The sequence below is a fragment of the Yersinia alsatica genome, assembly GCF_025133195.1.
Classification (GTDB): Bacteria; Pseudomonadota; Gammaproteobacteria; order Enterobacterales; family Enterobacteriaceae; genus Yersinia; species Yersinia alsatica.
Window position 1 is genome coordinate 2,491,024 of the sequence record NZ_CP104006.1, and the last position, 13,822, is coordinate 2,504,845.

Here is a 13,822-nt window from a genome sequence, read left to right on the forward strand (position 1 = left end):
AATTACTGCTGGAACCATTTTTTATAGATTGTCTGATAGGTGCCATCTGCTTTAACTTTCGCCAGCGCAGCATCTAACTTACCCTGTAGTTCGGTATTGTTTTGACGAACCGCAATACCTAAACCGGTGCCGAAATAGTTGGCATCAGTCACTTTATCACCGACCGCCACCAGTTGGTTGTTCTGCTTCAGCCACTCATTGACCACGGCTGTGTCACCAAATACGGCATCCAGACGACCATTTTTCAGATCAAGAATGGCATTCTGATAGCTGTCATAAGGAACGGCAGTAATTTCAGGGTGTTTTTCCATCAGGAATTTCTGATGGGTAGACCCATTTTGCATACCAACACGTTTACCTTTCAGTGCCGCCAAATCAGCAATTTTGCCTTTCTCTGCAATAAACAGGGCAGAGTTGTCATAGTAAGGCTGGGTGAAAGCTACTTGCTTCTGGCGCTCAGGGGTGATGTCCATCCCAGAGATAACTGCATCAAAACGTTTGAATTTCAGGCTTGGGATCAAACTGTCGAAAGCCTGATTGGTAAAGGTACAATCGGCTTGCATCTCTTTGCACAGCGCATTGGCCAGATCAATATCAAAGCCCTGCATTTTATTATTGGCATCAATAAATTCAAATGGCGGGTAAGTTGCTTCAGCAGCGAAACGAATAGTTTCAGCGGCAGAGGCAGACAAACTGATACTGGCGAGGACTGCAGCAATTATTAATTTTTTCATCGCAAATTCCCAAATAGATATCAATGTGACAGATAGCTGGCAAAAGCTTCAGTTGTTGGCTGTGTAAAGTGGCTGGCATCGCCTTGTTCCACTACGTGACCGTTTTCCATGTAAACCACACGGCTGGCCGTTTTGCGGGCCACTTCAACCTCATGGGTAACAATCACCTGAGTGATACCGGTGCCGGCCAATTCACGGATAATACTGACAATTTGTGCCGTAATTTCTGGATCAAGTGCCGCGGTTGGTTCGTCAAACAGCAACACCTGTGGCTCCATCATTAATGCACGCGCAATCGCCACACGCTGTTGTTGACCACCAGAAAGGTGCAGCGGATAGCGATCAGCAAAATCAGTCAAACGCAGACGTGTTAGTAATTTTTGTGCCCGCGCCATGGCTTCATCTTTTGACAGACCCAGCACACGGCAAGGGGCTTCAATCAGATTTTGTACCACTGATAAGTGCGGCCAAAGATTATATTGCTGGAAGACCATACCCACATTCTGGCGTAATTCGCGGATAGCTTTTGCGCCCGGAGCCTGAGTAAAGTCGAAGTGATTACCGGCGATCTGCAAGGTCCCTGAACGAGGCATTTCCAGCAGATTAAGTACGCGCAGCAATGAGCTTTTACCGGCACCACTTGGCCCCAATAGCACCAAGGTTTCGCCCGCAGGACAATCTAATGTAATGTCGAACAGCGCCTGGTGTACGCCGTAGTAACAGTTAATTCCGTTAAGTTGAATACTCATGCGCCAAATCTGAATAGCCAATGATGCGGTGAATGGTAACTTCCGCGGCATACTTATGCAATCTTTGTGCGTTAAAATTTATTAATAACCAGTGTTACGGCTAAATAACAGCATAACATTTGGATTTGAATGCTATCAGAGGGAATTTGTCATGCGATGAATAAATCTGACAGAGCATCCGCAGTGTGGGTTAAAAAACAAGCGAAATAGGTTTGTACTTGCAAATCAAAGGGTACCGGTTTACTGGAATAAAACCGGTACACCCAATATGGCTATTTCAATTTTATCTGATTGAATGTGGTGAAGATGATCTCAACATCAGCTTCTTTTAAATTATGCTGGCGGATGGTTTTGATAAATAGCGCTTTATCGCCCATCTCTGCGGGTTGGCAGCTTTTCAGCTCTTGCGCTATCTGCCGCAAAATTGTGCTGCTTAACTCACTAATGTGGGTTCGCACTTCATCCAGTGGCTTTGGCTGCCAATGTGTTTCTGGCTGTGATAGCCAATCGGCGCGGTAACGATATTGGATGGCTTTTGCGGCATTGATTTGTGCCACCATGAACGGCTTGATAGATGCGCCACTTAACCCCAGCGACTCGGCTTCAGCCAGACTTTTATCCATTACTTTATCTTCTTGGATGAGGTCTTCTATCGGCAAATGATTGGCGGCTTTATAGCCCGCGACATCCTTCATATAACTTAAACGTTCGTTGAGCAGTTGGGCGGTTTGCCCACAATTTTGCGCTTGAGCCGTCGCGGAGATAAAAAAGCAGCTAACAGCGATAAACCGGATGAATGGGTGCATAGTCACGACTTCCTTGTTGAGGCTTATTTATTCGGTGGTTGAAAGGCAAGAGTTTTACATCAGGTACTTCCAGTAAACATCATGGTTGTTTACTGGAAGATTAGCTAACGGAATTAACGATCGCCCAGCAGTTGACGCAGGCTGCTCGCTGGGGCAGAGACTCCCATAAAGCGAATATCATCGACAACCCAGCAGGTTCCTTCGCGGATCATTAACACTTCATCCTGCCATGCCACAGATTTCCCGTCGGCTGTTTGGTGCGTCAAATTGACACGTAACGGAATATTCCGCGCATCGGTATTAGGGATAGTTGAGGCGCTAGCGACGTCGGCACTGGTGCTGCCTTCACGGAGGCTGGTAAAAATATCGCCATTAATAGTTTGTGTGGTATTTACCTGAGTAGTGGCGCGGTTACCGGCTTGTTTTCTGGCTGTTTGGATAGTTTCATACAGTGCCTGACTCAGATAAGGGCGAAATTGAGCTGACAAATTATCGTCAGGCAAGCCGTTCTTATTACCAATTTGCTGAATCCGTAAGTCATAGAATTGCTGCGCGACTTGGTCCGGTCCCCCGTCAACACAAGGTGCCGTGCGGCTGCTAACATCCTTGAATGCTGGAGAAACTGAAGTGGTACAAGCACTGAGCAGGATGGCGAGTGGGAGAATCAGGGCAATATTTTTCTTTTTCATATGATGACCTTAAGTGAAAGAATCTATTATGAAAGTGATTGTAGTATATACCCAAAGAATGTGGAGTTGCAGCAAGGCAAAGTGAATGACAAACCTGCAGCTAACCTACCTTATCAGCCGCGTAATTTACCATGCTCTTTTAACCAGCGGGCGGTACGAATAATACCTTCGTCCAGCGACACTATTGGGCGATAACCTAACTCTAACTCGGCACGCTGGGTATCCAGTGTCAGGTCAAAATTGAGTTTAGCGACGCCATAATGCGTCAGTACCGGCTCTTTCTCTGCTTTATTGCCCAACTTTTCCATGGCTCTGGCCATAATATCCATCATTGGGTAGGGCACGGAGCGAATGCGGCATGTCATCCCCAACTCTTCCAGCAGATGTAGCGCGATAGTGCGCAGCGGACGAGGCTGCTGATTGGTAATATTGTAAGCTCGGCCCGATAAGGTATTTTGGCTTTGGGTCGCCTGCCACATGGCATGAACCGCATTTTCCAGATAGGTCATGTCCACCAATGCATCACCGCCCCGCGGCAGTAGCAAAGTGCCATAATACTTAATCATCTGTAGCAGGCGCGGGAGCATCACCGTGTCATGCGGGCCGAATAAACCTTGTGGGCGCAAAATAGTGAAGTGGGTCTGTGGGTTAGACAACGCCAATTGCTGGATAACCTCTTCTCCGGCGGCCTTACTGCGGGCAAACTCGTTGGCGAAACGTACTGGGCGGAAATCTTCCTGAATATTACGGTGGTGGTGATAATCGAAATAAATGGCAGGTGAGGAGATATGAATAAAATTCTCTACGCCATAAGCGGCGGCCCATTCACCCAAGCGGCGTGTGGCGCGGACATTGGCTAATTCAAAGGCCTGCTCAGTCCCCCACGGCGAAGTGAAACTGGAGCAATGCCACAAGGTATCAACATCCGCCAGCATGGCTTTTGCCTGCGAGGAAACCAGATTGGTCAGATCAGCATGAATAAATTCAGCGCCTAATTTTGTCAATAATGCGCCCATCGCCGGGTTGTTGCCGGTGGCGATGACTTTGATGCCCTGACGACGGAGATATTCAACGGCATTTCGGCCTAACCCGCAGGTTGCACCGGTAACCAATACCTTCATAGCGAATTCGGTTCCCACCAATAATCAGAATGCTAGAGCTTTGAATTATTCGCCCAGCAAATAAGATGCCATTCTTCCGTGAAATGATGCGCTATGCAATCAGAAAGGGCTGAGTAAATATTACAAATGTCTCACTTGGCCGACAAATAACCGTTATTTATCGGCCTTTTGGTTCATTGAGCTGATGTATCCACGGTTTTGATGTCTGGCTTATTTGTTGATGAAGCACTCTGTGGGCCACTACTTTGATGCTCGCGGTCATATTGCTCGGCTAAAGTTGTAATTCGCTGGGCCATTCCACGGAAAATAAACAGGTGTGCCGGCATCATAACAAACCAGTACAGTAATCCGTTAAAACCAGCCGGATGCCACCATGCTCGAACATCAAAACTCCGACGTCCACCCAAGTCTTTGATAGTAAAAGTCAGCCGCCCGAGCCCCGGCGCTTTCATACCGAACATCATGGCGAGTTGGCGCATTGGCTTGAGAGTGATAACTTTCCAGCCATCAATCAGGTCACCCAACTCCAGTGTTTCCCTCTCCGGGCGGCCATAAACGACACCGCCACCGGCAAGGTCATCCATCCAGGCGCGGGTTTTCCACAGCAGATTGCCATAGAAATAGCCCTCTTTGCCGCCAATTTGTTGTACCACGTGCCACAGCGCCTCACTGGAGGCGGTGGTATACAGTTGGCAGCCAGCTTGTTTGGGATAAAAACCGTAACCCGGCCGCCAACGGGCGCGCGCCTCTGGGTCATAGCCCCAATCTGCTGAGTCCACCACTTCATCTTCACGACGCAACGTCTCTTTAACAGCATCATCAAAACTGATGAGTTGCTGAGGAATCAGCGCCTGCAAAGCTTGGCCGTCGGCAGGTAGGTCGTGATTCAGCCCTTCAATCAATGCACTGGCAATTGATGTGGGTACTGAGGTGATCATATTGATGAAATAGACTGAGATAAAACGGGTGGGGAGGGGAATTGGCACCAGCCAGCGCCGCTTGCCACTGATGGCAATAAAGCGCTCGAACATGGTCTGATAGCTTATATATTCCGGCCCGGCGACATCGAAAACGCGGTTTTCAGTGGCCGGGTGATTGAGCAATTCGGTCAAATAAACCAGCAGATTTTCCAATGCCACCGGGGAGGATTTTGACCGCACCCACAGTGGGGGCGTTAGGATGGGCAGGTTATAGACCATGTCGCGCATCACTTCAAAGGCCGCAGAGCCGGGGCCGATGATGATACTGGCGCGCAGCTCTGTCACTGGAATGCCACTCTGGCGCAGCAGATCACCGGTCAGTTTGCGGGCAACCAAGTGCGTGGAGTTGCTATCACCGGGCTGTGAAGCTCCCAGATAAATAACCTGCTTGACCGGCGAGGAGGAGGTGCTGGCAACATGCTGTAACGCGGCCTTCATATTGTTGGCCGCAATACGTTCTTGCTCAATCAAATCCTGCCCGTCCCCCATGCCATGCACCAGATAGTAAACAACATCAATATCTGGCAAAACAGCATGTAAGGTTGCGGGTTGATAAAGGTCAACAAAGCGGCAATCGACCCCCGGCCACTGTTGCTCTTTTAACCATTCGATACGGCGGGCGGCGGCAATGACCTGGTGCCCCTGTTGGCTAAGCTTTGGAATCAGGTGCTGACCGATGTAGCCACTGGCGCCTAGCACCAATATCCGTTGTGGTGTCATGAGCGCTGTTCTGTCAAAAATTCACGCCACAATGCGACCACTTTTTCCAGATCTGGGCGGCTGATATTTATATGAGTAATCATTCGGGTGATGGGGCCAGCACTGATTAATACCCCACGCTCGCGCATCCAAGGGCCAAGTTTGGCAGCATATTCAGCCGATTGCTTAATATACAGCACGTTGGTTTGTGCGCCGGGAGCCACAATGTCGATATCCAATGAGCGCAGTTGTTGTTCCAGCCACACGGCATTGTCGTGGTCGTCTTTTAGACGGGCGACATTATGCTCTAAGGCATATAGCCCGGCTGCCGCAAGTATCCCAGCCTGGCGCATGCCACCGCCGGTCATTTTCCGCCAGCGGCGGGCGCGGTGAATATATTCAGCACTGCCACACAGCAGAGAACCTACCGGGGTTCCCAAGCCTTTGGAAAGGCAAATAGTCAAAGTGTCGCAATATTGGCTGATTTCGCTTAATGGCACATTCAGTGCCACTGCGGCATTAAATATACGTGCGCCATCAATATGCAGTGCAAGTTTATGTTCGTCGGTCAATGCTCTGGCTTGCTGTAAATAGCTCAGCGGCAACACTTTGCCGCTATGAGTATTTTCCAAACTTAGCAGTCGCGTTTGGGCAAAATGAATATCATCAGGTTTGATGGCTGCCAAAACTTTATCTAAAGGCAGCGTACCGTCATCATTGGCATCAATAGGTTGGGGTTGGATACTACCGAGAACTGCGGCACCGCCCGCTTCATACAGGTAGTTATGCGCCTTCTGGCCGACAATGTACTCTTCACCACGCTGACAGTGAGTTAACAACGCCACCAGATTTGCCTGGGTGCCGGTTGGTAAGAATAGCGCGGCTTCTTTACCTGATAACCGGGCGGCTTCAGCTTCTAGAGCATTTACCGTTGGGTCATCGCCATACACATCATCGCCAACTTCGGCATTGGCCATAGCACTGCGCATCGCAGCGCTAGGTTGTGTTACTGTGTCACTGCGTAAATCGATAAACATAATTTTCTCGCGGCTGGGAAAGAAAAGCGTTGTTTCATCATAGCGAGAATATTGAAACAAAAAAGCCCACTGCGGCGTTATTTGTTTTAAATAGCATAATAGGCCCGAGCCAGAAGCTTATTGGCTGATTTTATTTTGATTTTTATTTAATAGCATGGGCAATAGCCAGCGCGGTATTCAGTTTGCCCAGCACCTTTCCTTGTGAATTGGCAAAAAAGCGCTGTTCAAGAATATTGGCATCCATCTCATCAAGCAGTTTCAGATGGTGTTGATTTAAAAAAGTATCCAGATGCCCTTTTTCTATGCCAAAAAGCATATGCTCGCCAATATTTTTTAGCCCTTCAAAAACCTCGATAGAACCATATGAAGTGTTCTCCCCGGTTAAGACATCGGAATAAACATAATCGAAAATGATTTCGCTGGCGGGGGAGGCATAAGTGCCAATCGCGGAGAAAATATTCTCTACTGTGTCAGGGAGCAAATACATAATCAGCCCCTCCAATATAAATAGGTTTTTTTCGCCTTTTTTTCTCGGCAACTCCTGCAATATGTTAACCAAATTGTTTTGGTTAAAATCGATAGGGATATAGCGCAAGTTTTGCGGGGTAGAGATGCTTAGCTCTTGTAGTTTGGCTATTTTATTTTTTTGCGACACCGGATGGTCTAACTCATAAATCAGGCTTTGCTGTAGTAAATTCTGAAACCTAATGGCTCTGGAATCAAAACCGGCGCCAAGAATGAAAATATTAGCAAACTCACTAGCATGTAATTGGAAAAACTCATCTAGATACTTTGTCCGGCTAATTAAAAATTCATAGCTGCCCGCAGGTATTTGTGGTGAGAGAATATTACCCGGCATCAAAAATGATTTTTGGGTCATTGAAAAAAAAGAGGTTAATGAGTGTGAAATTAATAGCGAGATATAATCCTCTGTTTTGTATCCCTCCCTTTTTTCACTGTAGGATTTTGCCCTGAGTATGCAGACTAACTCAGCAGAGGGTGAGAAATCTGACATAGTGCTTTTTGCCATTTGATTTATCCTCAATATAGATTCGATTTTGTTATGATTTTACGGCACACATTATGAATGAGGATTTAAATAAAACAGCCTCATGTGCCTGCATAATTTTTGTCTGGATATGATGTAAAAACTGTTAACTGGCTGGAGAAAACACCAGAATTATGTGCCAATGGCACCGATGGAACACCGGTATCATTGGCGGGGAAAACGAGGAAGATTTTTATTGATTGAAACGCTGCTTATTAACGTAGCCAGTTAGTTTTTGCCAATTCGACGACTTCATCACCACGGCCATTAATAATCGCCCTGAGCATATACAAACTGAATCCTTTGGCTTGCTCAAACTTGATTTGCGGTGGCATCGAAAGCTCTTGCTTGGCGGTGACAACATCCACCAATACTGGCCCCGGATGCGCGAAAGCACTCTCCAGTGCAGCATCCAGCTCAGAGGCTTTTTCTACTCGAATCCCTTTGATTCCCGCGGCATTGGCAATGGCGGCAAAGTCTGGATTATGCAAGTCGGTGCCGTCAGTTAGATAACCCCCAGCTTTCATCTCCATGGCGACAAAGCCCAGCACGCTGTTATTAAACACCACAATTTTCACCGGTAATTTTAGCTGCGCCAGCGTGAGGAAATCCCCCATTAGCATGGTGAAACCGCCATCGCCGCATAAGGCGACAACTTGCCTATTCATATCAGTGGCTTGCGCACCAATAGCTTGCGGCATGGCATTCGCCATCGAGCCATGGTTAAACGAACCTAACAACCGCCGCTTACCGTTCATTGCCAGATAGCGCGCGGCCCAGACGGTTGGCGTGCCAACATCGCAAGTAAAGATGGCGTCATCAGTAGCATGGCGGCTAATTTGCTGCGCCAGATACTGTGGATGAATAGGTTGGCTGTCATTGGCGGTTGCCAGCCCATCAAGATCTTTGCGGGTGGTACGATAGTGTTCCAGCGCCTTAGTCAAAAATGCCTTGTCACTTTTGGCTTCGAGCTGCGGTAACAGGGCTGTAAGGGTGGTTTTGATGTCACCGACCAGCGCCATATTGACCGGGCAGTGGGCACCGATACTGCCTGGATTGATATCAATTTGAATGATATTGGCATTGGTTGGATAAAAGGCGCGGTAGGGGAATTGTGTTCCCAATAGCACCAAAGTATCAGCGTTGATCATCGCATGATAGCCGGAGGAGAAACCGATCAGCCCGGTCATGCCTACGCTATAAGGATTATCCCATTCAATATGCTCTTTCCCGCGCAGGGCATGCACCACTGGAGCCTGAAGCATTTCAGCTAATTTCACTACTTCATCATGGGCATCGGCACAGCCACTGCCGCACATCAGTGTGATATTTTTTGCCTGGTTCAGGGTCTGCGCCAAAATATTCAACTCACTCATCAGTGGCTGAACCAACGGCAGTTTAGGGGTTTGCCACACGATGGCGGCATCTTCAGGTGCGGCTTGCAGCGCAACATCACCCGGTAGCACAATCACTGAAACACCGCGGTTAAGAATGGCTTTGCGCATGGCAATTTCCAGCACGCGCGGCAACTGCTCTGGATTGGAGACCAATTCACAGTAGTGGCTGCATTCACGGAACAGTTCTTGTGGGTGGGTTTCCTGGAAATAGCCGCTGCCAATTTCGCTGGAAGGAATATGCGCGGCGATGGCGAGCACCGGAACATGGTTGCGATGACAATCAAATAAACCATTAATCAGATGTAGGTTTCCTGGGCCACAGGAGCCCGCACATACCGCTAACTGCCCGGTTAGCTGCGCCTCGGCTCCAGCGGCGAAAGCGGCAACCTCTTCATGGCGAGTCCCCATCCATTCGATAGTTCCCATACGGTGCAGGCTATCACTCAGGCCGTTGAGTGAGTCCCCGGTTACACCCCAGATTCGCTTAACACCAGCTTGTTCCAACGTTTTTGCGACCAGTGTTGCCACGGTTTGCTTCATAGTTGTCCCCTCAAGGATTAATGGCGAGTCATTATTCTATGAGGTCAAAGTATGGCGTGTTTGGCAATAATTGCCCCATTAAAGGTAGTTCTACACAAGTATGGGGCGGCTAAAGGTGGGTTTAGGCCAGTTGAATGTCACCTTGTAGCTGACAGCTGCATGCCAGCACATAACCTTGGGCAATTTCTTCTGGTGTCAGCGTCATAGTGCTGGTGGTGGTGTATTCGCCATGCAGAATGCGGGTCTTACATGAACCACAGACTCCCGCACGGCAAGCAGCCATCACCGGAACTTGATGTTGCTCTAGTGCAAATAACAGTGAAGTACCGACCGGAACTTTCACTTGGCGCAGTGGGTGGCTGATGGTCATCGTAAGTTCATTGCTGGTATCAATAGCATCATCGGTGGTGCGGAATTGCTCTTTCTGGAAATGATCCATGGGCACCGACTGCTCGCGACAATATTGCTCGACCCAATCCATATAAGGTGCAGGCCCACAGGTCATGACCCGACGGCGGGCAATGTCCGGAGCTACTTGCTGCATCACTTGAGCATTAATTCGCCCAGCAATAAATCCGGCTGTTGCTTCAGACTCCGCCATCAGTGTGAGCTGTAATTGTTGTGGGTAGCGTTGCAATAGCTTTTGCCACTCATCAGCAAAAATGACATCTGCCGGGGTGCGGACATTGAAAATGACGCGGATATCGACTTGCGTGCGGCGGGCCAGCACATCACGGCACATCGACATTATTGGGGTGACACCGCAGCCAGCCGCCAGCATCAGGTAGTGGTCATCATCAACATGGGCACAAGTAAACTCACCTTGAGCATCAGATAACCACAGATAATCCCCCGCGCTGACCTGTTGAGTCAGCCACTTTGAGCCTTCGCCATCAGCCAGACAGCGTACCGTCAGTTGGATAAAAGGGCTTAACCCGGGTGTGGAGGACAGCGTATAAGCTCGTAGGGTTTCATCACTGTTACGAATACTGACTAAAGCATATTGCCCCGGTAAATAGGGGTAAAAATCGTGATTGATTAAACGCAGGCTCCAGACATCAGGGGTTTCTTGCACCATAGAGTGGACTTGCATGCGGTTAGGACAGAGGGGCGTTGGGCAATCACTGGGAATAAAATCGGTCATCGGGGCCTCACAACGAATCAGATAATTAGCAAAAAAGTAGTAAAAGACCATGAATAAAAGCCCGGTCAGAGGCGAAAAGTGCCTTAACCGGGCTGGCTGTTATCGGCTTAGTTACCCAAAATCGCGTTCATATCTTGCTCTACGGTCGTAATTGGTCGCATACCAAATTTCTCATAGAGAATGGCCATGAGGTTGTCAGTCAGGAATCCCGGAGCAGTCGGCCCGGTATAAATATTTTTCACACCTAATGACAGTAAAGTCAGCAGGATAACAATGGCTTTTTGTTCAAACCAAGACAGCACCAGACTGAGTGGCAGATCATTGACGGTACAGCCCAGTTTTTCCGACAACTTAACGGCCAGCATAATGGCTGAATAAGCATCATTGCATTGGCCGACATCCAGTAGGCGCGGTAAACCTTCCAAGGTGCCAAAATCCAGTTTATTGAAGCGATATTTGCCACAGGCCAGTGTCATGATGATGCAATCTTGCGGCACACTGCGGGCAAAGTCGGTGAAATAGCTGCGTTCTGTGCGGCTACCATCACATCCCCCCACCAGGAAAACATGGCGCAGTTTTTTGCTGGCAACCAAATCAATAACAGTGTCTGCGGCATTCAGTAAGGTCTGGCGACCAAAACCGACGGTAATCAGCTGTTCCAGCTCATTGTATGGGAAACCGGCCATGCCCTGTGCTTGTTCAATAACTGGCGCAAAATCCTCACCTTCCAGATGATTCACCCCCGGCCAGCCAACAATACTGCGCGTCCAGATGCGGTCGCCGTAATTGCCCACATTTGGATCAATAATACAGTTGGATGTCATCAAAATAGGGCCGGGGAATTTGGCAAACTCTGTCTGCTGATTCTGCCAGCCACTGCCATAGTTACCGACTAGATGTGGGTAACGTTTTAACTCCGGATAGCCGTGGGCGGGCAGCATTTCGCCGTGGGTATAAATATTCACGCCGCTGCCCTGAGTCTGTTCCAGCAGCATCTGTAAATCTTTGAGATCATGGCCGGAAATCAGAATGGCTTTACCGGCGACCGGGCGCACGTTAACCGACGTTGGCTGTGGATCGCCGTAAGCTTGGGTTTCACCACGGTCTAAAATAGCCATGACATTGAAGTTCATTTTGCCAATGCCCATGGCGTTATTGAGCAAGGTATCGACATCACGTGGTTGCGTGCCCAACCACGCCATGTAGGCATGATATTCGGCATAAATCTGCTCATCAAACTGGCCTAATACGTGGGCGTGTTCCATATAGGCCGCCGCCCCCTTCAGGCCATACAAACACAACATCCGCAAACCATGAATGTCGTCACCGACCTCAGCTTTGTCGCTATTTAATGCGAACTGTTGCGATTGTTGTTGCAGGGCAGAGATATCGTCTGACAGCAGTTGCAGCTCGGCTAGCGGGTGATCAACCGTGATGGTGTTGTCAATCAGGCGGCAGCGAATAGCCAGTGATTGGCGTAACAGAATGGCCTCTTTGGCATAGCCGACGATGCGATCGGAATCGAAGTTCACATTGGTTAGCGTTGAGAAGAAGGCTCTGGGTGCAAAGCTATCAATTTGATGATCAACAATGCCAAGTTCGCGGGCGGTCAATGCCCAAGCCGAAAGTCCTTGTAATACGGCAACCAATAAGTCTTGTAAATCAGAAGTTTCGGCGGTTTTCCCGCACATTCCCTGCGCGTAAGAGCAGCCGTTACCCGCGGGTGTTCGGATGGTTTGTTCACATTGCACACAGAACATAATTATTTTTCCTTTTAAAGTTGCATTTGTAATGCGTGTTTAAAAGCATAGAGATGCTACGAGGGTTTAAAAAGGCTTTTTTAATGCAACTTTAACTTGTTTTGATTTAGCGCAACTTTTGCTGCGAATGAGAATTTATTCAATATTAGGCAGGGATACTGCGCAGTAAACCGAGAGATTCACTGCGCAATAGCAAGATTATGAAGAGAAGAAAGCAATCAAGATGGGTGCCAGCAAGCTCAATAAGAAACCATGCACGATAGCCGCTGGAACCATTTCCAACCCGCCACTGCGCTGTAATACCGGTAAGGTGAAGTCCATTGAGGTTGCCCCACATAAGCCCAGTGCCGTGGAGCGGCTGCTGCGCACCAGTGTGGGAATTAGCATGATCGCCACCAGTTCGCGGGCCAGATCATTAAAGAATGCGGCACTCCCAATTACTGGGCCGAATGTATCGGTCAATAAAATACCTGATAGTGAATACCAACCAAAACCGGAAGCCATCGCCAGCCCGGTTTTAACGGGCAATCCAATCAACATGGCGGCAATAGCGCCGCCTGCCAATGCACTGATTGCCACCACAAATGCCACTATAGTGCCGCGGCGATTTAACACAATCTGGCGCAGTGTCATGCCACTGTTACGTAATTGAATACCAACTAAAAATAGCAAGAAAATCAGCGCTAGCTCACTGCCTTTCGCCGCAAATTGCAGCCATTCCCATTGGGTCAATCCCAGCAGAAAACCGACAATAACCACGCCACAGAGTTTTAATGATTCCAGTGCCATATGTAGGCGCGATGGCAGTGCTTCCTGACGATGCGTATTTTTCCACGGAGTTTTGCGTTCGAGTAAAAATAGTGCCAGCAAATTGGCGCAAAAAATACACAGAAAAAAGATGCCGGTGTATTGGAATATCAGCAGCAGATTAGCGCTGAGATTTTCCAGAAATGCCAGGCTGATGCCCATAAAGAATAAAATAACGTAGACCATCCAACTTAATAAGCGGTTGATCAATTGAATTAATGATTTGCGGCTAAGTGGGATCAGATAACCAATAATTAACGGCAAAAGAATGATCAGCAATCCTGAGTACACGAGTTATACCGTCCTATACC

At 48.4% G+C, this 13,822-nt stretch carries 12 protein-coding genes; all 12 read right to left on the reverse strand.

The genetic code is table 11. The annotated features are described in order from the left end of the window. Positions 1-2: 2 nt before the first annotated feature. The 12 genes from artJ to N0H69_RS11080 all read right to left on the reverse strand — a co-directional run bounded on the left by artJ (position 3) and on the right by N0H69_RS11080 (position 13,802). Positions 3-734: an arginine ABC transporter substrate-binding protein gene (artJ, locus tag N0H69_RS11025; RefSeq protein WP_050106274.1), complete on the reverse strand. Its 732-nt coding sequence runs from the start codon at positions 732-734 to the stop codon at positions 3-5. Between the two features lie 20 nt (positions 735-754). Next, entirely contained in the window at positions 755-1,483 is a 729-nt protein-coding gene (gene artP / locus N0H69_RS11030; protein ID WP_050106362.1) for an arginine ABC transporter ATP-binding protein ArtP, read from the reverse strand. Between the two features lie 272 nt (positions 1,484-1,755). Further along, positions 1,756-2,289 carry a chorismate mutase gene (locus N0H69_RS11035; RefSeq protein ID WP_050120961.1) on the reverse strand — a complete coding sequence of 178 codons (534 nt, stop codon included), beginning with the start codon at positions 2,287-2,289 and terminating at the stop codon, positions 1,756-1,758. A 113-nt stretch (positions 2,290-2,402) separates the two neighbouring features. Further along, on the reverse strand, positions 2,403-2,978 hold the full coding sequence (locus N0H69_RS11040; RefSeq protein WP_050106276.1) for a lipoprotein: 576 nt from the start codon (positions 2,976-2,978) through the stop codon (positions 2,403-2,405). A 113-nt stretch (positions 2,979-3,091) separates the two neighbouring features. After that, complete coding sequence (locus tag N0H69_RS11045) at positions 3,092-4,099, reverse strand: 3-beta-hydroxysteroid dehydrogenase (protein WP_050133034.1); 1,008 nt, start codon at positions 4,097-4,099, stop codon at positions 3,092-3,094. Between the two features lie 173 nt (positions 4,100-4,272). Then, positions 4,273-5,799: a DUF2867 domain-containing protein gene (locus N0H69_RS11050; protein ID WP_253272088.1), complete on the reverse strand. Its 1,527-nt coding sequence runs from the start codon at positions 5,797-5,799 to the stop codon at positions 4,273-4,275. Next, positions 5,796-6,815, reverse strand: a complete 1,020-nt coding sequence (gene ltaE / locus N0H69_RS11055; RefSeq protein WP_050106282.1) for a low-specificity L-threonine aldolase — start codon at positions 6,813-6,815, stop codon at positions 5,796-5,798. The genes N0H69_RS11050 and ltaE overlap by 4 nt, the downstream gene beginning before the upstream one ends. Positions 6,816-6,957: 142 nt before the next feature. Continuing rightward, positions 6,958-7,845 (reverse strand): class I SAM-dependent methyltransferase, encoded by an 888-nt coding sequence (locus N0H69_RS11060; protein ID WP_050151045.1) that lies wholly within the window; start codon positions 7,843-7,845, stop codon positions 6,958-6,960. A gap of 233 nt (positions 7,846-8,078) precedes the next feature. Further along, positions 8,079-9,800, reverse strand: coding sequence for a ubiquinone-dependent pyruvate dehydrogenase (gene poxB / locus N0H69_RS11065; RefSeq protein ID WP_050120966.1), 1,722 nt, complete (start codon positions 9,798-9,800; stop codon positions 8,079-8,081). Between the two features lie 121 nt (positions 9,801-9,921). Beyond that, a complete protein-coding gene (hcr, locus tag N0H69_RS11070) occupies positions 9,922-10,944 on the reverse strand; it encodes an NADH oxidoreductase (RefSeq protein WP_050151102.1) in 1,023 nt (340 codons plus the stop codon). 107 nt (positions 10,945-11,051) lie between these two features. Then, the gene (hcp, locus tag N0H69_RS11075; protein ID WP_050133038.1) at positions 11,052-12,704 is read right to left on the reverse strand and encodes a hydroxylamine reductase; all 1,653 of its coding nucleotides are present in this window, start codon (positions 12,702-12,704) and stop codon (positions 11,052-11,054) included. Between the two features lie 198 nt (positions 12,705-12,902). After that, complete coding sequence (locus N0H69_RS11080; protein ID WP_050106287.1) at positions 12,903-13,802, reverse strand: LysO family transporter; 900 nt, start codon at positions 13,800-13,802, stop codon at positions 12,903-12,905. Between the last annotated feature and the right edge of the window lie 20 nt (positions 13,803-13,822).